Below are 19,596 nucleotides of genomic sequence, written 5' to 3' on the forward strand. Positions count from 1 at the left end.
CCGCTGCAACCGTTGAAGTGTTTCAGGATCGCAGCATGGAGGCGAGGGCATGGAACTGGTGATCGGGACGAAAAAGTGGTCGACGTGGTCGTTGCGGCCCTGGCTCGTCCTCAAGCGCTCGGGCCTGCCCTTCGAGGAGACGCTGATCGCGCTCCGGCAGGAGGACAACCGGACCGAGGCGGCTATTCGCCCGCATTCGCCGTCAGGGCTCGTGCCCTGCCTGAAGGACGGGGAACTGACGGTCGTCGATTCCCTCGCCATCTGCGAGTATCTGGCCGAGAAGGTTCCCGGACTCTGGCCGAGCGATCCGATCGCCAGGGCCCTGGCCCGCTCGGCGTCGGCCGAGATGCACGCCGGCTTCGCGTCGCTGCGGGGCGAGTGCCCCATGGCGCTGGAGGTCGAGCCCAAGGTGGTCGAGATCTCGCCCGCTACGCAAAAGAATGTGCGCAGGATCGTCGAAATCTGGCGCGGGATGCTGACGCGTTTCGGCGGACCCTATCTGGCGGGTGACTGGTCGGTCGCCGACGCCTTCTACACGCCCGTGGCGACGCGGTTCCGGACCTATGGCGTCCACCCCAGCGACTATGGCGACGACGGCCGGGCCGGCGAGTACATGCAGCGCCTGCTTTCGGCGCCGGAGTTCTTGGAATGGGAGGCGGCGGCCCGGACATGAGACGTGTCGTGGCGTACGATGCCCGACGAGTGCGGTCCCGATCGGCCCGAGACCCTTTTTGCCGGCTGGCCAAGCCGAGCTAGGCCCCGGCCGGGCGGACCTCAACGTCCCGGGCGGTCAGCGGATCGTTGCAGGCCGAGCAGGTCATGACCGGAACGAAGTCGCAGCCGCAGGCCTTGTGGCGGTGCAGGAGCGGCGGGCCGGTTTCGTCGGCGTAGTGGACGTCGCCCCAGTGGACGATGGCCATGATCACGGGGTGCAGGGCCAGGCCCTTGTCGGTCAGGCGGTACTCATGGCGGACGGGCCGGTCCTGATAGGCGTCGCGGCGCAGAACCCCTTCGTCCACGAGCCGCTTGAGGCGATCGGCGATGATGCTGCGCGAGATGCCCAGCCGCGCTTGGAAGTCGTCGAAGCGGCGCACGCCCAGGAAACAGTCGCGCAGGATCATCAGCGTCCAGCGGTCGCCGATCGCGGCCACCGAGCGCGCCACCGAACAGGGCTCGGACCCGAGTTCGTTCCACTTCATCGTGCGGGCTCCATCTCGACACGGATGGTCCCATTGACTGGGTTCGGATTCAAGACGAACATGAGTTCGATTTTCGAACGGAGGTGGCGATGAGCGAGCGGCCAGAGGAGAAGCGAGGCGGCGAGAAGCCGGGCGTCTGCCTCGTGGTCGGGGTGGGCGAGGGGCTGGGCTCGGCCCTGGTCCGGGCCTTCGCCGCCGAGGGCTACGCCGTGGCGATGACGCGCCGGCCGCGCAACCTCGAGGCGCTCCAGCCGCTGGCCGACGAGATTCGGGCGGCGGGCGGCGCGGCCCACCCGTTCGGCGTGGACGCACGGTCGGAAGAGGAGATGACCGCGCTGTTCGACACGATCGAGCGGGAGATCGGTCCGTTGGAGGTGGTGATCTTCAACATCGGCGCGAACGTGCGGTTCGGCATCCGCGAGACGACGGCGCGGGTGTTCACCAAGGTCTGGGAGATGGCGTGTTTCGGCGGGTTCCTGGCGGGACGGGAGGCGGCGCGGGTGATGGTTCCGCGCGGACGAGGCACGATCCTGTTCACGGGCGCGACGGCCAGCGTCCGGGGCCGGGACGGCTTCGCGGCGTTCGCCTCGGCCAAGCACGGCCTGCGGGCGGTGGCCCAGAGCATGGCGCGCGAACTGGGGCCGCAGGGGATTCACGTGGCGCATGTGGTGGTGGACGGCCCGATCGACGGCGTCTTCATCCGCGGCCTGCGCGGCGGCGACGTGGACGACGCACTGGCCCGCGACGAGATCCTGAAACCCGAGGAGATCGCCGCCAGCTTCGTGGCGGTGCACCGCCAGGGCCGTTCGGCCTGGACGCACGAACTGGACCTGCGCCCCTGGAAAGAGACCTGGTGAGGAGACGCCCGTGGCGACCATCGACTTCATCTTCGACTTCGGCAGCCCGAACGGATACCTGTCCTGGAAGGTCCTGCCCGCGGCGGCGCGTCGGGCCGGGGCGGAGATCAACCTGATCCCCTGCCTGCTGGGCGGTATCTTCAAGGCCACCAACAACCGCTCGCCGATGGAGGCGTTCGGAGAGGTGAGGGGCAAGCTGGCCTACGAGGCGCTGGAGACCCGGCGTTTCGTGGAGAAGCACGGCCTCACGTCCTACAGGCCGAACCCGCACTTCCCGGTGAACACGCTGCTGATCATGCGTGGCCTGATCGCCGCCCGGAGGGCGGGGATGGGCGACGCCTATCTGGAAGCCGTCCTCAAGGCGATGTGGGAGGACGGCGAGAAGATGGACGACCCGCAGGTCGTGGCCGGGGTGCTCTCGGCCGCCGGCCTGGACGCCCGGGCCCTGCTGGCCGCGACCCAGGACCCCGAGGTGAAGGCCGAACTGGTGGCCAACACAGAGGCGGCGGTGGCGCGTGGCGTCTTCGGCATTCCGACCTTCTTCGTCGGCGACGAGATGTTCTTCGGCAAGGACCGGCTCGAACAGGTGGAAGACGAGGCGCGACGGCGGGCGGCTGCCTGATCGGCGCCGCGGCGTCAGGCTGGCCAATTGCTCCATGGCGCGCTGAGATGTCCGCGACTGGCGACACGGAGACGGGAATGGAGCGGGGATCGGCGCGGGCTTTCGGGCCGGAGGTGGCCGTGGACGTGGGGGCCTTCATACACCCCACGGCCCAGGTCTATGGCCGGGTGAGGGTCGCCGCCGGGGCGTCGATCTGGCCCAACGTGGTCGTCCGCGCCGAGTCGCAGGAGGTGGTGATCGGCGCGCGGACCAACATCCAGGACTTCGTGATGATCCATGTGGGCGCGGGGACGGGCACCATCGTGGGCGAGGACTGCTCCATCACCCATCATGTGACCCTGCACGGCTGTCGGATCGGCGACCGGGTGCTGGTGGGCATCGGAGCGACGGTGATGGACGGCTGCGAGATCGGCGACAATTCGATTATCGCCGGACATGCGTTCCTGAAGGAAGGCACGGTGATCCCGCCGAACTCGATCGTCATGGGCGCGCCCGCAAGGGTGGTGCGAGAGCGCGACAGCGCGGCCGCCAACGCCTTCAACGCCTGGATGTACCGCGAGAACGCCGAGGCCTATGCGGCCGGCGAGCATCGTCTGTGGAGCACGGCCGCGTTCGGAGAGCGGGCGCGTGTCGAGAGGGCGCGGCTGGAGGCCCTGCATCATCCCTGAGCGGGTGTGTCGGCCGGGCTGAAGCGCCAGGCCGGAGACGGCGCGCCGTCGTCTCACCGTCGCAAACTTCGGCTACTCCGGAAGCGTGGAAACGCGGGTGGCGATCGCGGCGCTGTCGGCGCTGGCGCACGAGGGGCGGATGGCGGTCTTCCGCCTGCTGGTGCGGGCGGGCCCCGGGGGTATGCCCGCGGGCGAGATCGCGCGCGCCGCCGGCATGCTGGCGAACACCCTGTCGAGCAATCTGGGAATCCTGGTCGCCGCGGGGCTCGTGACGTCCCGGCGGGAGGGGCGCTCGGTCATCTACGCCGCCGTCTACGGAGAGGCGCGGCGGCTGCTCGAATACCTGGTGGACGACTGCTGCGGCGGGCGCCCCGAGATCTGCGCCGCGCTGCCGCCTCCCGCGCCGTCCCAAGCCGCCGTTCAACGGGCGATCGAGACCGTGTTCGTCTGCGCCGGCGACCCGGCGCGGGCGATGCTGGCGGCGGCCCTGATGAACACCCTGTCCGACGGTCGCTTCCACGCGCGGGCCGCGACGCTCGCCGATCAGACGCCGGCGGATCCGCACGTCAAGCCGCTGCTCCGGGCGCTGGGCGTGGAGGAAAATGAGGTGGCCGCCGTCCCGCTGGCGAGCCTGACCGGTCCCGATGCGCCGCCCGTCGCCTTCGCCATCACCGTCTGCGCCGAGGCCGTCCGGGCTCCCAGGCCGGTGTGGCCCGGCCAGCCGATCACGGCCCAATGGGATATTCCCGATCCGGCCGCGGCGACGGGGACGCCGGTCGAGATGGCGGCCGCATTCCGCGAAGCCGCCCGACGTCTGCGAAACCGGATCGAGTTGTTGCTCGCTCTGCCGATGGACAAGCTGGACCGCCTGGCGTTGCACGCCCGGACGTACGAGATCGGTCGCGGAACCGAGATCGCCGACGGTGAGACCTGAGGCGCCTCCCCGCCCGGCGCGACGGCCTGTCCCAGGGGGGCGTGTCGGATTCTTCTGGACAGACCGACGGAAAGCCCTCGCCATAGTTCCGGGGACAGGGACGGAGACAAGCCGGATGTCGACGACGCCCGCAAACGACGACGCACGACCGAAGGGTCGGGTGAACATCTCGGACCAGGATCTGGAGGCCTATGTCGCCGACCGCCTGGGGGCCGGACGGCGGCTGGAGGTCGAGGGCTTCCTGGCCTGCAACCCCGATCTCGCCGCCCGGGTGATGACCGAGAGGCACAGGCGCGGCCGTCGCCAGGGAGGGTTTCAAGCGGGGCTTCTGCGGCCGTCGTGGGGCCGTGTGGCCGCGGCGGGGGTCGCCGCCTGTGTGATGTCGGCCGCAGTGGGCTGGCACGCCGCGGCCCAGCCCCCGGTGACGGCGCACTGGCGAGAAGCCGATGGAGACGCCGCGCCGCGCTATGTGGAGGACGCGCTGGAATCGCGGCTGGCCGCTCGCGTCCGCGCCGTGATGGTGTCGCAGACCGATACGCCGGTGTTGGACGCTGCCGAGGTGGAGCGCGCGCTCAAGGTGCGGATTCCACGGCTGCCGGAGGGTTGGCGGGTGGTGGACGCCCAGATCTACCCCTCCGACGACGGACCGGCGCTGAACGTGATCGTCACGACAGCGCTCGGGGGGCGCCTGCATCTCTTTGTGGTCAAGGCCAACGCGTCGGTCTCGGCGTCGCCCGTGCTCGCCCGCAATGGGCGCGACGCCGTGGCCTACTGGGAACGGGGAGCGTCGGCCTATGTGCTCCTGGCCGACTCGCCGGGCGTGGACCTGTTGCAGGAAGCGCGCACCCTGGCCCGATCGGGCTGACGGGCGGCGGGGCGGGGTTGGCCCCGGCCTCGGGGCCGCCTAGCTAAGGCGCATGCACCTGGATCTTCATGCTGGCGAGAGCGCGGCCGAACTGACCGCCGAAGCCTGCGTCGTCGGCGGCGGGGTCGCCGGAATCACCACGGCGCGCCGACTGCTGGAACTGGGCTGGTCGGTCGTGCTGTTGGAGAGCGGGGGGCTGGACTACGAGCCGGCGACGGCGGCGCTGAACGCCGGCGAGAACATCGGTGAGACCTATTACGACCTCGAGGACGCGCGCCTGAGGTTCTTCGGCGGTACGACGGCCATCTGGGGCGGTCGCGTCGCCGAGTTGGACCCCATCGATCTGGAGCGTCGGGACTGGGCTCCTCATACGGGCTGGCCGATCGCCTGGCGCGACCTGGAATCCTACTATCGCCCCGCGCGTCGGATGTTCGGCGTGGCGGAAGAGGCCGCCGCGGCCGCCGATCTGTTGGCCGCCGGCGCCGCGCCGCCCGCACTGGACCCTTCGCGACTGGAACTGGGCGTCTGGAGCTTCGACCGGAAGTTCAACCGCTTCGTCTTCGCCGAGTGCCGCGACCTGATCGCGCATCCAAGGTGCCGGATCGTGACCCACGCGACGGTGACCGAGATCGAACTCGATGGCGGTGGCCGGCAGGTGGCCGGGCTGAAGGTCGCCTCGCTGTCGGGGCGCCGGCTGACGGTGCGCGCACGCGCCTATGTCCTGGCGGCCGGCGGCATGGAGAATCCGCGGCTGCTGCTGGCCTCCAGGTCGGTGGCGGAGGCGGGGATCGGCAACGGCCACGACCAGGTCGGGCGCTACTTCATGGAGCATCCGCATGCGCGCGGCGGCCGCGTCCTGGGACGCGGCGTGTGGAGCCTGCTGAGGGCCTTCGGCCGCACCCATCGCCTGGGCGTGCAGGAAGTGGCGGGGCTCATCAAACCCAGCGCCGCCCTCCAGGCCGAGAAGGGGATTCTCAACAGCTCTCTGACCATCGCCGCGCGACAACCGGCGGGTTCGGCCGAAGCCTGGGGCATGGCGACCTACAACCGTATCAAGCACAACGTCGCGCCCACGCGGGGCGGCCGCGCGATGTGGATGGTGACGAAGACCGCCGCGCGCTGGGCGCAACAGCGAATCGATCCGGCGCGGCCGTGGCTTCTGCACCAGCTGGGCCTGCGCGACGTGGCCCTGGTGGTCCGCGCCGAGCAGGCGCCCAATCCCGAGAGCCGCGTGCTGCTGACCGACCGCACCGACCCGCTGGGTGTGCCGCGCGTGGCCCTGGACTGGCGGATGACCGAACTGGACGTGCGCAGCGTGGCCGTTCTGGTGGAGACGCTTGACGCCGAGCTGCGCCGCCTGGGCCTGGGACGGATCGACGTGCCGGACTGGCTGGCGGATCCGGCCGGCGGCTGGCGGACCGATCCGTTGATCAGCGCCCACCCTATCGGCGGATATCACCATATGGGCACGACCCGCATGTCCGCCGACCCGCGCTCGGGCGTGGTGGACCCGCACGGTCAGGTGCACGGTGTCGAAAACCTCTTCGTGGTGGGCAGTTCGGTGTTCCCCACCTCGGGCTGGGCCAACCCCACCCTGACGATCGCGGCGCTCGCCCTGAGGACGGCCGACCGGATCGAAGGTCGAGCGACCGCCTTCCGCGCCGCCTGATCCGGGCTGGATTAGGGCCCGATCCGGGCCTGCGGCGAGACGTCGCGGCGCGCGCGCCGTCCCCATGCCCCCGGCGTTCACGGTGTCGAAACCGGTTGCACGCCTAGGCTGCGCCGCGCCGGGAGCGCGCAGGGAGACATGGTGGACCGCCAAGACGCCGATGCGGAGGCGCTCGCCTTCATCGCGGAGCACGCGAGCGACGTGATCGTGCGGACGAACCGCGCGGGCGTCCTCACCTATGTGTCGCCCTCGATCCGGCGGTATGGCTATGAGCCCGCCGACATGATCGGCAAGACGTACCTGGCGTTCGCGCACCCGGACGACCTGCCTGTCCTTGCGGCCAACTCCGAAGCGCTTCTGGCCGGGGTGAAGGACCCGGCGGCCAGCCGCCTGCACCGCTTCCGCGCCGGCGACGGTCGCTGGGCCTGGGCCGAGGGCGCGCCGCATGTGGTGTTCGACGACGACGGCGAGGTCGTCGAGATCATCAATATCTTCCGGGACGTCACCGCACGCGTGGCCCAGGCCGAGGCCGCATCGGAGGAGGCGCGCCAGTTCGAGGCGGCCTTCCGCTATGCCGCGATCGGGAAGGCGCTGGTGGGCCTGGACGGCGGCTTCCTGCGGGTGAACGAGGCCTTCTGCCGGATCGTGGGCTACACCGAGGCGGAAACCCTGGCGCTCGACTTCCAGAGCCTGACCCATCCCGCCGATCTGGACGCGGACCTGGAACAGCTCGCGGCGCTGACCGCGGGGGCGATCGACAGCTACCGCATGGAAAAGCGCTACGTCCGCAAGGGCGGCGCCGCGGTCTGGGGTCACCTGACGGTGTCGATCGTGCGCGGCGACGACGGGACGCCGCGGCACTATGTGGCCCAGGTCGAGGACCTGACCGAGCGGCATGAGGCCCAGCAGGCGCTGCGGGACAGCGAGGCGCGCTACCGGCTGTTGGCGGAGAACAGCGAGGACATCACGGTCCAGCTCTCGCTGACCGGCGAGATCCGGTACGTGTCGCCGGCGGTGCGGGCCTACGGCTATGCGCCCGAGGCGCTCGAAGGCCGGTCGATCCGCGACCTCATCCATCCCGACGACCTGGAGCAGGCGCGGGCCAACCTGGCGGCGGCGCTCGGGGGCCAGCCCTCGCCCAACCACCTCAGGCAGCTCCGGTTCCGCACCGGCGGCGGCGACTGGGTCTGCATGGAGGGCAACGCGCGCCCGCTCCGTGACGCCAGCGGCGCGCCGGAGGGTTTCGTCACAACCCTGCGCGACGTGACCGAGCGGCTCGAGCAGGAGGCCCTGTTCAAGGCGGCGTTCGAGCACGCCGCCATCGCCAAGAGCATGGTGGGGCTGGATGGGCGGCTGTTGTGGGCGAACGAGGCGGCCTGCCGGCTGACGGGTTTCGGACGCGAAGAGCTGATCGGCGCCGCGTTCGCCGACATGGTCCATCCCGATGAGGCGGGCATGGACGGGCCGAAGATCGAGGCGCTTCGACGGGGCAGAATCTCCAGCTACGAGTCCGAGCGGCGGTTCCGCCGGAGCGACGGAGGATATGTCTGGGTACGCCAGACCGTGTCCCTGGCCCGTCACGCCGACGGTCGGCCGAAGTACTTCCTGGCCGAGGTGGAGGACCTGACGGAACGCCATGCGGCCCAGGCGGCGCTGAGCCGCAGCGAGGAACTCTACCGCCTGATCGCCGAGAACACCTCGGACATGATCGTGATGTCCGACCTGAACGGGGTGGCCACCTACGCCAGCCCGTCGGTGCGCGCCGCAGGCCGTCAACTGGGCGAGGTGCAGGGGCGCAGTTTCCGCGACAACGTGCATCCCGACGACGTCGACGTCCTGTCGAAGGCCTTCCTCAGGCTGCTGTCGGACGAGGACATCCAGCAGGTGCGATGGCGCGGCCGCAACGTGCGGGGCGATGGCTGGATGTGGCTGGAATCCAATCCCAGCCTGGTCCGCGACCCACGCACGAACGAGCCGACCGGGTTTCTCGACGTCATCCGCAACGTCCAGCATCAGGTCGAGCAGGAGGAGGCGCTGGCGCGGGCCCATGCCGAGGCCCAGGCCGCCGCCCGGGCGTTGCAGGAGAGCGAGGCGAGATACCGCCTGATCAGCCACAACACCTCGGACATCATCGTGATGGCCGAACCCACGGGCCGGATCTCGTTCATCAGCCCCTCGATCGCCAGCCTGGGATACACCCCCGAGGAACTGGTCGGGACGGCGTTCGCGAAGCAGATGCATCCGGACGACCTCCCCCGGGTGTGGGGTGAGCTCAAGGACCTGCCGGCGGGCGCGACCTCGACGCGCATGCGCTGGCGCGCGCAGCACAAGTCGACCGGCGAATGGATCTGGGTGGAGTCGCAACCCACCATGCTCCGCCATCCGGAAACGGGCGCCGCGGCGGGTTTCCTCGACGTGGTCCGCAACGTCACCCAGCAGGTGAAGCAGGAGCAGGAATTGGCCGCCGCCCGCGCGGCGGCCGAGGCCGCCGCGGCGGCCAAGTCGCAGTTCCTGGCCAACATGAGCCACGAAATCCGCACGCCGCTGACGGCGGTCCTGGGCTTCACCGGTCTGCTGGACGGCATGGCGGACCTGCCTCCGGCCGCCGCCGGCCACGTCGACCGGATCGCCGCGGCCGGCAAGGGACTGCTGGCGATCGTCAACGACATCCTCGACTTCTCGAAGCTGGAGGCCGGGAAGTTCGAGATCCGGCCTGCGTCGACCGACCTCGCCGCTGTCTGCCGGGAAAGCCTGATGCTCTTCTCGGGACAGGCTGACGCGAAGGGGCTCACGCTCGCCTTCGAGGCGACGCCGGACCTGCCTCACGCGGTCATGCTGGACGGCGACCGCCTGCGCCAGACGCTCATCAACCTCGTGGGCAACGCGGTGAAGTTCACCGAGACCGGCGGGGTGACGGTGTCGGTCGGCATGCTCCGTCCGGGTGTGGTGTCGGTCGCCGTCTCGGATACGGGCCCGGGCCTGGACGTCGGGGCCCAGGCGGTGCTGTTCCAGCGGTTCACGCAGATCGACGGTTCGATGACCCGGCGGCACGGCGGCACGGGGCTGGGCCTGGCGATCTGCCGTGGCATCGCAGAGGCCATGGGCGGCGAGATCGCCGTGGAAAGCGCGCCCGGCCGGGGAGCGACCTTCCGGTTGACTCTGCCGGCGCCCCCGGCGGGCGACCACGAGGCCGGAGACGACGAGGCGCGGGTGCTGTCCGTCGAGGGGCTGCGCGTGTTCGTGGTCGACGACAACGCGACGAACCGCGAACTGGGGCGTCGCATCCTGGAGGCCGCCGGCGCGGTCGTGGACGAGGCCCAGGACGGCGCCGAGGCGGTCGCCCGACTCGCCTTGCTTCCCGTCGACGTGGTGCTGATGGATCTGCGCATGCCGGGGCTGGACGGCCGAGGCGCGCTGGCGCGCCTGCGGGCGGCTGTCGGTCCGAACCAATGGACGCCGGTTCTGGCGTTCACCGCCGATGCGGATGTCCGGACGGACGGCGACCTGGAGGGCTTCGACGGCCTGGTGCGCAAGCCGATCCAGCCGATGGAGATGTACGCCGCCATCGCCGAAGCTTCGTTGCAGTCCCGGGATTCCGGAGTCGGCGCCCGGGCGGCGGGCTGACGGCGGCTCAGGCCACCGGCGCCCGCAGGCGGCAGACGAGCCCGGCCGCATCGTACTCGACCTCGGCGGCGGCCCCCAGCTCTGCGCCGAGACGTCTCAGCAGACGTGACCCGAAGCCCTGGGTCGCGGCCGCGACACCGTCGGCCCCGCCGCCGATGGCGAAGGTCTCCCGTACGATGCAAGCCCGAAGGGCTATGGCCGGCCAGCAGGGCGTTTCACAAGCGGCGGCGGCATGTTCGCGGATGACGGTCCCGTGTGCTTGTGGCTTGATCGCCGGGATGGCCTCGGCTGTGCAGGTCCGGCGATTTGACGAAGTCTGCTCCGACGTTCGATCCCGATGAGCGGCTGATCGCCGTGCTCGACAGCGTGAGCGACGTCTTCTACGCGCTGGACCGGTCGTTCCGCATCATCCTGTTCAACCGACGCGCCGAGGAGTTCTTCGGCCGTCCCAGGGACCAGATCCTGGGGCAGGTCCTCTGGAACCTCTATCCCGTGGAGCAGGGACCGGCCTTCGCGCAGATGATCCGCGACGCCATGAGCGACGGCCAGCCGCGCACGCTGAACGCGCGCTCCATCCTTCAGGCAGGACGCAGCCTGGAGGTGCGGATCGCTCCGATCGGGGACGAAGGCGTAGGCGTCTCCATCAACGACGTGACCGAGCGCGCCCGAGCCGAGCGCGAGCTGCGTCGCAGCGAGCGGCGGCTCAGTCTGGCCGTGGGGGCCAACCGGATCGGCATCTTCGACTGGCACATTCAGAGCGGGTCGATGGTCTGGAGCCCGGAGATGGAGGATATCTTCGGCCTCCCCCGTGGCGGCTTCGAAGGCCGCGCCGAGGACTTTCGCCGCCGGCTCGCGCCCGAGGACCTGGCGCGGATCGAGGCCGAGATCGAAGCGGCCCTGGCCGCAGGCGATCGGCAGGTCACGTTCGAATTCCGCATCCTCCGCGCCGATGGGGCGATCCGCTGGCTCGGGGGCGCGGCCCAGTTCGTCCTGGGCGACGACGGGAGCCCCGTCCGCATGGTGGGGACCCACGTCGACATCACCGACCGCAAGGTGGCCGAAGCGCATCAGCGACTGCTCATCAACGAACTGAACCACCGGGTGAAGAACACGCTGGCCATCGTTCAGGGGATCGCCTGGCAGTCCCTTCGCATGGGCGGCGTCCCGGTCGAGGTGCGCGACGCCTTCGAGGGGCGGCTGGCGGCGCTCTCCGCCGCTCACAACGTACTGACGCGTCAGAGTTGGGAGGCGGGGACGATCACCCATATCATCGAGGAGGCCACAGCGCCGCATCACGCCGGGGATGGCCGGCTCATCCTGTCGGGCCCCGCCCTCGACCTGGAGCCGAAGACGGCTGTGGCCCTCGGCCTGGCCATGCACGAACTCGCGACAAACGCCGTGAAGCATGGCGCGCTGTCGGATCGGGAAGGGCGGGTGCGGATCACCTGGGCCGCGGGCGGCGGCGTCCTGCGCCTGACCTGGCGCGAGACGGGCGGTCCCCCCGTGCGGGCTCCGGTGCGCCGGGGGTTCGGGACGCGGCTGCTCGAGCAGGGGTTGGCGGCCGACCTGGGCGGTCGGGTCAATCTGGAATTCCTGCCCGAAGGCCTCGTCTGCACGGTGGAGGCGGACCTGGGCGAGACGTCTCCCGTAGTCTGAGACGTCCGCGGCCGGATGCGCAGGGCGAGGATCGTCAGGCCGCAGCGGCCTCCGATGTGTCGGAGCCGAGACTCAGCTCGAAGTCCTGCAAGGTGTCCATGAGCTGGATGATGTTGGCCGCCAGCGGCCGCCCGCGCGGAAACTGATAGCGCCAGTAGGTGGCGATGTGGCTGACGAGGCCGCAGCCTTCGCCCAGCGACAGAAACATGTCGGGCGACTTCAGCAGGAAGTCGCGGAAGGCCAGGGCGTTTCCATCCTGGGTGAGCTGGCCGAACACTTCGTCGTAGGTGTTGAGGTGGTTCATGACCGACTTCACCTGCCGCTCCATCTTCTGCCGCAGGCGCTGCTTGAGCTGTTCGAGCTCGACGGCCGTCTCGGAGTCGATGGGGCCGATCACCCGGACCTTGCCGAGTTCGGCGAACACGTCCCGGAGATTGGCCCACAGGGTGTTCAGCACCCACTTGTAGTAGAGGAAGCCCTTCCAGGCGAAGATGCCTTCCTTGTAGTGCTCCTTCTCCAGGCGCAACGTCAGGCGCAGCGGTTCGAGGCGATCGTCGGTTCGGGCCGACAGCAGGGCCTCCACGAGGCGCGTGATGTTGCCTTCCTGGCCGTCGCTGTCGCGGTAGGCCAGCTCGATCAGCTTTGCGATCTCGGAGCCCACGAAGCGCTGCATCCGCGCGAGATCGGGCGCCGAGATCTCGAAGTAGGTGGTGCTGATGTCGAAGCCGCGGCGCTTCAGGTGTTCACGCAGGAGGAAGGGATCGAGCGACGGCAGTTCGTCCACCGCCTCCAGCACCGCCACGTCGCGGGCGAAATCGGGGAAGTCGCCGCGCAGTTCCTCGAAGATATCGAGCCAGCCGACCTCACCCACGAACAGCGACCGGCCGCCCAGGCCCAGGTCCGAGCGTTCGAAGGGGATGATGAGCTTGGTGGCCGAGAAGCGGAGGCGGTCGAAGGCCTCGCGCTCCTGCTCGCGCAGGCGATGGCGGACGATCACCGCGCCGTTGAGACTCTGGCCGATGAAGAAGGGGTTCTTCTCGTGCTCGGGATTGCCGTCGTTGCGCGCCGCGAGGGCGGCCAGATTCAAGACACGGCTGGTCGAGGCGGTCTTTTCCAGACCGCGCAAGCTGCGAAATGTCCTGTCGGATCCCCTGCCCACGTCACGCACCTTGAAAGACGGCGCCGCCAACCTCGGCGGGCTGCGGCGTCCGTGCGCAAAATTCTCAAGTCCGCGCTACCGAAATGTTGCCAGGAGGCCGGGGATTCGAAATCTCCGCCTCCGCGCCGGCCGCCTGGGGGCGTGTTCTCTACCCATTATGGGGGTTCCGGCAGGGCGCGCGCGATTTCCAGCCATCCTGGACGCCGGGTCGCGCAGATGGGGAATTCACGTCTCCAGCCCCTTGCGCTTCGGCGGCATCGCGAACAGTTTGCCGGCGGCTTTGTCGGGGGTGTGCATGACGGTCCGTGCGGGATTGGCGGTGGTTGCAGCCGCTTGGGGCCTGGCCGCCGGGGGTGTGGCGTCCGGACAGGATGCGCCGGCCTTTCCCGAGACGCTCAGTCGCGAACCCCTGCTGCGCTGGCTGCAGCGCGAGACCGACATCATGCCCGAACGGGTGTTGGCGGTGACGCCCCAGGCCATCACTTCGGTCGTCTCGACGTTTCCGGCGGGAGGCGGGCAGGGGCCGCGCGTCGTCATCCGGGCCGAGGCGCTCTCGGCGGAAACCCATATGCGGACGGGCGCGCTGTCGTGGCACGTGTCGCTGCAGGCCGATTGCCAGGGCCGCCGACTGCGGCTGGGCGAGACGACGGGCTATCCGCAGCGAAACCTCCTGGGCGAGCGCCTGCTCCTTCGGGTCGCCGAGACGGAGTGGCGGGTCCCCGAACCGGGGACGGCGCTGGAGAGCGCATGGCGGGCCGCCTGCGACCCGAGCTTCAAGGGCCCGTTCCAGACCTCCGCCGTCAGCGTCGCCCGTCCCGACGAGCCTTCGCCGGCGCCGTCCGCTCCCGCGCCGGCGGCCAGGCAACCTGTCGCCAGGGAGCCGGTCGCCACAGACCCGGCCGTCGTTCCGTCAATCCAACACGCATCCCCTCCGCCCCGCCAGGTCCGCGCGGGTGGGTATGTCGTGCAGGTGGGCGCCTCGCCGTCCGAAGCCGAGGCGCGGGGCCTGCTGGACGCCGTCCGTGACCGTGCGGGCGGCCGGGAGACCCGCATCGAAAGCGCCGTGGTCGGAGGGCGCACCTGGCGTCGAGCCGTGGTGGCAGGTTTCGGCGATGCGGAAGAGGCCGGCGCCTTCTGCGGCGGCCTGAAGGCGGCGGGCCGCGACTGCTTCGTGCGCCCCGCGCGCTGAGCCGTCGCGAACGGCTGACGGATTTTCCATATCGCGGGCTGTCTCGTTCAGGGCGTTCCACCCTGGAGCAGCGATCCCTCGCGCCTGGTGACCGCAGCGTCGACTTTCCCTGGTGAGTTGAATTACGATGCGCGCGAAAGGCGAGTGGCGCAAATCTGAACCGTAGCGGTCGAGGCCGGACCGACGGCCGGGCCTCGAAATGGTCACAGCGGCGCCATTCATGGGCGCCATCGGGTCGATGGGACCCTGGAGGAGCCATGTCGGCGGGGCTGAAGCAGGTTCTGGTGAGCCCGATCACGAGTTCGATCTCCATCGCCCTGGCGGTGGCGCTCGCCACGGCGCTCGGGATCTCGTCCGGGGCATGGCAGTCGGAGCGGGCGGGCTATCGTCAGCGCATCGCCGAACTCACCCGCGCGGCCGACCGGGCCGAGGCGGGCCTGCGGAGCGAACTTGCGGCCTGTCACGCCAAGCAGGTCGCGCGGGACGCGCTCGAGGCCGAGTTCGCCGCGCGCGGAACCACCGTCGCCGACGAGGCGCGGCGCCTCCTGGCGCAACAGCCCGAAGGGATCGACGCCTGCGCGCGCATGGAAAGCGCCGACCGCGCCGTGTTGTCGAACCTGAAGAAGTGATGCGCGAACCCGTCCGTATCGCCCTCCTGTCCGGCGTGCTGCTGGCCGCCGCCGGGTGCCAGAACTTGAAGCGCGCCGAGCCTGCGCCGTCGCCCATTGTCGAGGCGCCTCCGGTCGTCCTGCCCGTCCCGCCCCCGCCGCGTCCGCCGCCGCCGCCGGCGGCGGCCAGGAGCTGTGTGCCGCGGAACCTGCCGCCGGCGCCCCGCTACCCCGACACCGATGCAGCGCTGCGGGCGGCGGCCGGCGCGGCCGACCGCTACCAGTTGATGGCCGCGGGTCGCCTGCTGCGCCAGAAGCGGCTGGAGGACCTGGAGCGCGTCGTCCAGAACTGTCGCTAGAGGGCGAGGCCCACGGTGACCGAGCCGGTGTAGCCGACGCCGACCGAGCCGCTGAGCGTCGGCGTCATGGCCGCGTTCTGGGCGGCGGTGTTGTCTCCGAAGATTCCGTCGCTCGACAGGCTCGTGCGGGCGAACCGCGCGGCGCTCGTGGGATAGCCGCTGGTGGCGTAGACCGCGTTGCAGACGTCGGCGGGCAGCGCGAACTGGGACACCAGCAGGCGGTTCGCATAGGCCGTCGCGGTGGCCAGGCTGCGATAGACCTCGAAATGGATGTGGGGGTAACGACCCTCGTAGCAGCCGGGGACGATGGTGGTGAAGGTCGCCTGGCCGGCGGCGTTCGTGGCCTGGACCCCACGCAGGTAGTTCTGCTGGGGCAGGTCGTAGATCGAGTAGCGACCGTCGGCGTCGGCCTGCCAGATATAGATGGCGTACTCGGCGAGAGCGGCGCAGCCGGCGTTCACGTTCGTCAGATTGATCGTGAGGGTCAGCGGCACGCCCGGCGCGGTTCCAGATTGGCCTGCGATGCTTGAGCGGATGTCGCTGCGAACGACGCCGCTCGTGGTCACGATGTTGGACAGCACCCCGTTCGCCAGGTTGGAGCCATCGGCGGGGTAGGGGCCGTTCGTCTCGGTGGGGGTGGTGGAGCAGGCGGCCGACGCCGTTCCGGTGGTTCCCGCGCCGGTTCCGCCGGTCGTCGTCGTCGTGGTCGAGGTGGAGTTTGCGCCTTCGGATCCCGAGCCGCCACAGCCCTGGAGCAGCAGGCCTCCGCCTCCGGCCGCCAGGAGGACCAGCATCCGGCGTCGGCCCAGGACGGCGAGATCGAATGGCAGACCCCGGTCGTGGTCGTCCATATGGCGCATGTGTGTGGCGTCCTTCGGCGTGTGTCGGGAGCCGGACGATGCGGGCGCGGTTGGGACTGGCGAATGTCCCGCGCATTGCCGACGCATTTCACGTTGTCACGAGCGACGGGGACGCGGCGGCGGCCGTTGCGGCGGCGGTGCGCGCCCGTCAGACTGTTCGCCGGAGGAGGCGTCATGGCCGACTATCGCGAAAGGCTGGCGCGCGATCTGGACCGGTGGATCGCCGCGCGACTGGTGCCGGCCGAGAATCGCGCCGCGATTCTGGAGAGCGTCGCCGAGCCGCGGCGGCTGGATGCGGCGACCGCCTTGGCGATCGTGGGCGGGCTGCTGGCCGGGGCGGCGGTGATCGCCTTCGTGGCCGCCAACTGGTCCGAGATTCCCCGGCTGGCGCGTTTCACGCTGGTTCTGGCGGCGTTTCTGGGCGCCGCGGGCGGTGCGGCGTGGGCGTCCGGCCGGGGACGGCCGGTGCTGTCGCAGGTGTTGCTCTGCGTGGCGGCGATGGTCTTCGCAGCCGCGATCGGGCTGACGGGCCAGATCTTCGACATCGCCGGGGACGCGAAGGCCGCCTTGCGGGGCGCGGGCTTGGCGGCCGCGCTGCTGGCGCTGGCCGGCGGTGCTCCCTGGGTCGGGGTGGTGGCCCTGGTGTTTACCGGACTGGGAGACCTGAGCGGGTCGGGCCGCGGGGACGACGGCCAGATCTGGCCGGGATGGCTCGTCGTGGCGGCCCCGCTGGCCGCGGCGACCGCCCTGGCGGGCCGGTCGTCCGCGCTGGCTCACGCCGCCGGGATCGGCGCGTTCGTGGCCGTCTTCACCTTGCAGGGATTCGTCGCCGGCCGGACGGAGGTCGTCTTTCTGTCCGCCGCCGCCGTCCTCGGGGCGGGGGCGGCCGTCGCTCGTGCCCTGCGGCCACGCGGCCAGGCGCCTGCGGGCGTCCTCTACGGCTGGCTGGCCTGGGGCGGGCTGGCGTGTTTCGGTCTGGCCCGCTTCGGCGACGGCCTGTCCGGGGTGGGCCACAGCGCCGCGTGGATGGCGCTGTCCGTCGCGGTCATCGTCCTGGGCCGCCATGACCGACATGCGCCGGTCACCGCCGCCGGTGTCGTCGGCCTGATCGCGGCGGGAGCCAGTCTCTTGCACGACCTGGGCGTGGACCTGATGCTGGCCGCCGGGGTCTTCGGCCTGGGTTCGCTCGTGGCGCTGGCGGTGGCGTTCGCGTTGCGCCGGAGGCGGACGTCATGATGCTCCCGGCGCCTCCGGCGCGTATCCTGGCCGTGGCGATCCTCCTGGCGGCGATGCTGTGCGGACTCGTGATCCGGGAGGGTGTCGCGCGGGCCGGCGGAGAGGAAATCCGGTTGGCGATCACGGGCTACGATCCGCGCAGCCTCCTGAGCGGCCACCATGTTCGCTTCCAGATCCGCGGCGACGATCCCACCGGAGCGGCCTGCGCCCCCGGCTCGGAGCGGATCGCGGTCGCGCCGAAGCGGTGGGTGGCGCTGCGTCGCCAGGGCGAAGCGCATGTGGTGTCCGGCGCCGCCGACAGCCGGGCCGAGGCTGCGGCGATGGGCGAGGTCGTTGTCCGCGGAAGCTTGAACTGCATGAGCGCCATGGATGAGACGGTCCTTCCGGATGGGGCCGTCCGTCGAGAGTCGGTGAGTCGCCTGGCGTCGATCGACCTGGGCGTCGATCGCATCCACCTCGATCAGGCGCAGGCCCAGGTGCTGGAACGCCGGCTTCAGGGCCGTGAAGAGGCTGCGGCGCGCGCCTTCGCCGTGTTCTCGGTCGACGACGGCGGCAAGGCGCGGCTCAAGGGCCTGATCGTCGAGGGGCGGCGTTACGACCTCGACTGGTGGTGACGCGCCAAGCCTCTCCGATCGGGTAGGGATTCGATCAGGACCGGTCGGTCAGAGCCGCATAGACCGCCTTTGGCGAAATATCGCGGACGGCCGGCGTTCCGGCTCCGGGGATCGAGCCGTTCAGGTTCTGGATCATGCCCACGAAGACGATGTCGTGGGTGGGGTCGATCCAGAACCAGGTGCCGAAGGCGCCGCCCCACCAATAGGTGTCCCTGCCCTGAGGCAGGCCGCTGATCGCCGGGTCCTCGTGGACGGCGACATCCATGCCGAAGCCGACGCCCTTCTGGACCGGGCCATAGAGATCGACGCCCACGCCCGGCCGAAGCACGCTTTTGCGCATCAGCTTCACGGTGTCGGGCTTCAGGATGCGTGCGCCGTCCAGGTCGCCGCCGTTCAGCAACGCCTGGCAGAAGCGGTAGTAGTCCGGGGTCGTGGAGTAGAGGCCGCCCGATCCCGAGAGGAAGCGGGGCTTGGCGGTCAGGATCGGGCTCTGGGGCGCGGGCGCGATCCTGCCGGCGTCATAGGTGTGTATGCGCGCCACGCGGCCCGCGCGGCGAGGATCGACCCAGAACTGGGTGTCGGGCATCTTCAGCGGATCGAAGATGTGCTTCTGGAAATAGTCCGCAAGATCCATTCCGGACATCTTCTCAACGAGATAGCCCTGAATGTTGACGACGGGCCCGTAAGCCCAGTCGGTCCCGGGCTGGCTGGCCAGTGGCAGGGCGGCCAGCTTGGCGATCATGCCGTCCAGATCGCTCTCGGCCAGGTTCTGAGAGGCGTAGGCCGCGCTGACGCCGAAGCCCGCCGTATGGCTCATGAGCTGGGCCATGGTCATGGGCGAGGTCTGATCCACGAGGTCGCCGCCGGCCGTCTTCACCCTCAGGCCCGCGAATTCCGGTATGTGCCGGGCCACGGGGTCATCCAGTTTCCACCGGCCTTGCTCCCAGAGCTGCATCATGGCGACGCCGGTCACGGGCTTGGTCATGGAGGCGATGCGGAAGATCGAGTCGGCTGCGACCGGGGCGTCCGCGCCAGCGTCCAGGCGTCCGTACGCGTCCAGGTTCACCACCTTACCCCGGCGCGCGAGCAGAGTGACGACGCCCGCCAGCTTCTGCTGGTCGACCAGGGCGCGCATCTCGGTGTTGAGGGCGGCCACGCCGCTCGCCGAAAAGCCCGCCGAGGCCGGAGGTTGCAGGCCGATCTTCGCCCAGGCCGGCGCAGCGGCCAGACCGACGCCGCCCACAGCGCCCAGAAGCAATCCCCGTCGATCAAGCATCCGCATGGCGTCTCTCCCCAAAGCCTTGGCCCGGCGCGCAGGCTCTCGTCCGAGATGGCGGCTCGGCGCCGGAAAACTCGCCAGCCTGTTTTGCGGGCATGTTTCAGGACGCCGGCCGTTTCCGTCAACGCCGGGGACCATCGTGCGCAAGCTGCCTGTCGCGGGAACGAGACGGGTCGTTCCGCGACGGACGGCGAAAAG

At 70.3% G+C, this 19,596-nt stretch carries 18 protein-coding genes; 14 read left to right on the top strand and 4 right to left on the bottom strand.

Annotation, left to right across the window (positions count from 1 at the left end; all coding sequences use genetic code 11):
* Positions 1-49 precede the first annotated feature (49 nt).
* Positions 50-673: a glutathione S-transferase family protein gene (locus tag ABS78_RS07815; RefSeq protein ID WP_293376769.1), complete on the top strand. Its 624-nt coding sequence runs from the start codon at positions 50-52 to the stop codon at positions 671-673.
* 79 nt (positions 674-752) lie between these two features.
* Here the strand turns inward: ABS78_RS07815 and ABS78_RS07820 are convergent, their stop codons facing one another.
* A complete protein-coding gene (locus ABS78_RS07820; RefSeq protein ID WP_293376771.1) occupies positions 753-1,199 on the bottom strand; it encodes a helix-turn-helix domain-containing protein in 447 nt (148 codons plus the stop codon).
* An 89-nt stretch (positions 1,200-1,288) separates the two neighbouring features.
* Here ABS78_RS07820 and ABS78_RS07825 point away from each other — a divergent pair, with 89 nt between their 5' ends.
* From ABS78_RS07825 to ABS78_RS07860, 8 genes are all read left to right on the top strand, one after another.
* A complete protein-coding gene (locus ABS78_RS07825) occupies positions 1,289-2,056 on the top strand; it encodes an SDR family oxidoreductase (protein WP_293376773.1) in 768 nt (255 codons plus the stop codon).
* A gap of 10 nt (positions 2,057-2,066) precedes the next feature.
* Positions 2,067-2,678, top strand: coding sequence for a 2-hydroxychromene-2-carboxylate isomerase (locus tag ABS78_RS07830; protein WP_293376775.1), 612 nt, complete (start codon positions 2,067-2,069; stop codon positions 2,676-2,678).
* 77 nt (positions 2,679-2,755) lie between these two features.
* Positions 2,756-3,346, top strand: coding sequence for a gamma carbonic anhydrase family protein (locus ABS78_RS07835; RefSeq protein WP_293376777.1), 591 nt, complete (start codon positions 2,756-2,758; stop codon positions 3,344-3,346).
* A 97-nt stretch (positions 3,347-3,443) separates the two neighbouring features.
* On the top strand, positions 3,444-4,280 hold the full coding sequence (locus ABS78_RS23905) for a metalloregulator ArsR/SmtB family transcription factor (RefSeq protein ID WP_363082872.1): 837 nt from the start codon (positions 3,444-3,446) through the stop codon (positions 4,278-4,280).
* Positions 4,281-4,395: 115 nt separating this feature from the next.
* Complete coding sequence (locus ABS78_RS07845) at positions 4,396-5,145, top strand: hypothetical protein (RefSeq protein ID WP_293376779.1); 750 nt, start codon at positions 4,396-4,398, stop codon at positions 5,143-5,145.
* 52 nt (positions 5,146-5,197) lie between these two features.
* Positions 5,198-6,814, top strand: a complete 1,617-nt coding sequence (locus tag ABS78_RS07850) for a GMC family oxidoreductase (RefSeq protein WP_293376781.1) — start codon at positions 5,198-5,200, stop codon at positions 6,812-6,814.
* A 138-nt stretch (positions 6,815-6,952) separates the two neighbouring features.
* Positions 6,953-10,438 carry a PAS domain S-box protein gene (locus ABS78_RS07855; RefSeq protein ID WP_293376783.1) on the top strand — a complete coding sequence of 1,162 codons (3,486 nt, stop codon included), beginning with the start codon at positions 6,953-6,955 and terminating at the stop codon, positions 10,436-10,438.
* A 306-nt stretch (positions 10,439-10,744) separates the two neighbouring features.
* On the top strand, positions 10,745-12,094 hold the full coding sequence (locus ABS78_RS07860) for an HWE histidine kinase domain-containing protein (RefSeq protein ID WP_293376785.1): 1,350 nt from the start codon (positions 10,745-10,747) through the stop codon (positions 12,092-12,094).
* Positions 12,095-12,128: 34 nt separating this feature from the next.
* On the opposite strand, the gene ABS78_RS07865 is transcribed toward ABS78_RS07860, so the two are convergent.
* Positions 12,129-13,220, bottom strand: a complete 1,092-nt coding sequence (locus ABS78_RS07865; protein ID WP_293376787.1) for a hypothetical protein — start codon at positions 13,218-13,220, stop codon at positions 12,129-12,131.
* A gap of 328 nt (positions 13,221-13,548) precedes the next feature.
* On the opposite strand from ABS78_RS07865, the gene ABS78_RS07870 reads away from it, so the two are divergent.
* From ABS78_RS07870 to ABS78_RS07880, 3 genes are all read left to right on the top strand, one after another.
* Complete coding sequence (locus ABS78_RS07870) at positions 13,549-14,442, top strand: SPOR domain-containing protein (RefSeq protein ID WP_293376789.1); 894 nt, start codon at positions 13,549-13,551, stop codon at positions 14,440-14,442.
* Positions 14,443-14,699: 257 nt separating this feature from the next.
* Positions 14,700-15,071: a hypothetical protein gene (locus ABS78_RS07875; protein ID WP_293376791.1), complete on the top strand. Its 372-nt coding sequence runs from the start codon at positions 14,700-14,702 to the stop codon at positions 15,069-15,071.
* Positions 15,071-15,409 carry a hypothetical protein gene (locus ABS78_RS07880; RefSeq protein WP_293376793.1) on the top strand — a complete coding sequence of 113 codons (339 nt, stop codon included), beginning with the start codon at positions 15,071-15,073 and terminating at the stop codon, positions 15,407-15,409. Before ABS78_RS07875 ends, ABS78_RS07880 begins: the two co-directional genes overlap by 1 nt.
* Here the strand turns inward: ABS78_RS07880 and ABS78_RS07885 are convergent.
* On the bottom strand, positions 15,406-16,269 hold the full coding sequence (locus ABS78_RS07885; RefSeq protein ID WP_293376795.1) for an intradiol ring-cleavage dioxygenase: 864 nt from the start codon (positions 16,267-16,269) through the stop codon (positions 15,406-15,408). The genes ABS78_RS07880 and ABS78_RS07885 overlap by 4 nt on opposite strands.
* 174 nt (positions 16,270-16,443) lie before the next feature.
* Here ABS78_RS07885 and ABS78_RS07890 point away from each other — a divergent pair, with 174 nt between their 5' ends.
* Together ABS78_RS07890 and ABS78_RS07895 are read left to right on the top strand one after the other, a co-directional pair.
* Positions 16,444-17,505: a DUF2157 domain-containing protein gene (locus tag ABS78_RS07890; protein WP_293376797.1), complete on the top strand. Its 1,062-nt coding sequence runs from the start codon at positions 16,444-16,446 to the stop codon at positions 17,503-17,505.
* Positions 17,502-18,119 (top strand): GDYXXLXY domain-containing protein, encoded by a 618-nt coding sequence (locus ABS78_RS07895; RefSeq protein ID WP_293376799.1) that lies wholly within the window; start codon positions 17,502-17,504, stop codon positions 18,117-18,119. The genes ABS78_RS07890 and ABS78_RS07895 overlap by 4 nt, the downstream gene beginning before the upstream one ends.
* A gap of 34 nt (positions 18,120-18,153) precedes the next feature.
* On the opposite strand, the gene ABS78_RS07900 is transcribed toward ABS78_RS07895, so the two are convergent.
* Positions 18,154-19,401, bottom strand: coding sequence for a serine hydrolase domain-containing protein (locus ABS78_RS07900; protein ID WP_293376801.1), 1,248 nt, complete (start codon positions 19,399-19,401; stop codon positions 18,154-18,156).
* Positions 19,402-19,596 lie beyond the last annotated feature (195 nt).

Source organism: Phenylobacterium sp. SCN 70-31 (genome assembly GCF_001724605.1).
GTDB lineage: Bacteria > Pseudomonadota > Alphaproteobacteria > Caulobacterales > Caulobacteraceae > Phenylobacterium.

Bases quoted from the DNA above. Each gene is read 5' to 3' on its own strand.
- ABS78_RS07895 (WP_293376799.1), top strand. From the start codon at position 17,502: ATGATGCTCCCGGCGCCTCCGGCGCGTATCCTGGCCGTGGCGATCCTC.
- ABS78_RS07855 (WP_293376783.1), top strand. From the start codon at position 6,953: ATGGTGGACCGCCAAGACGCCGATGCGGAGGCGCTCGCCTTCATCGCG.
- ABS78_RS07850 (WP_293376781.1), top strand. From the start codon at position 5,198: ATGCACCTGGATCTTCATGCTGGCGAGAGCGCGGCCGAACTGACCGCC.
- ABS78_RS07890 (WP_293376797.1), top strand. From the start codon at position 16,444: ATGGCCGACTATCGCGAAAGGCTGGCGCGCGATCTGGACCGGTGGATC.
- ABS78_RS07885 (WP_293376795.1), bottom strand. From the start codon at position 16,269: ATGCGCCATATGGACGACCACGACCGGGGTCTGCCATTCGATCTCGCC.
- ABS78_RS07835 (WP_293376777.1), top strand. From the start codon at position 2,756: ATGGAGCGGGGATCGGCGCGGGCTTTCGGGCCGGAGGTGGCCGTGGAC.
- ABS78_RS07845 (WP_293376779.1), top strand. From the start codon at position 4,396: ATGTCGACGACGCCCGCAAACGACGACGCACGACCGAAGGGTCGGGTG.
- ABS78_RS07825 (WP_293376773.1), top strand. From the start codon at position 1,289: ATGAGCGAGCGGCCAGAGGAGAAGCGAGGCGGCGAGAAGCCGGGCGTC.
- ABS78_RS07815 (WP_293376769.1), top strand. From the start codon at position 50: ATGGAACTGGTGATCGGGACGAAAAAGTGGTCGACGTGGTCGTTGCGG.
- ABS78_RS07900 (WP_293376801.1), bottom strand. From the start codon at position 19,401: ATGCGGATGCTTGATCGACGGGGATTGCTTCTGGGCGCTGTGGGCGGC.
- ABS78_RS07880 (WP_293376793.1), top strand. From the start codon at position 15,071: ATGCGCGAACCCGTCCGTATCGCCCTCCTGTCCGGCGTGCTGCTGGCC.
- ABS78_RS07875 (WP_293376791.1), top strand. From the start codon at position 14,700: ATGTCGGCGGGGCTGAAGCAGGTTCTGGTGAGCCCGATCACGAGTTCG.
- ABS78_RS07870 (WP_293376789.1), top strand. From the start codon at position 13,549: ATGACGGTCCGTGCGGGATTGGCGGTGGTTGCAGCCGCTTGGGGCCTG.
- ABS78_RS07820 (WP_293376771.1), bottom strand. From the start codon at position 1,199: ATGAAGTGGAACGAACTCGGGTCCGAGCCCTGTTCGGTGGCGCGCTCG.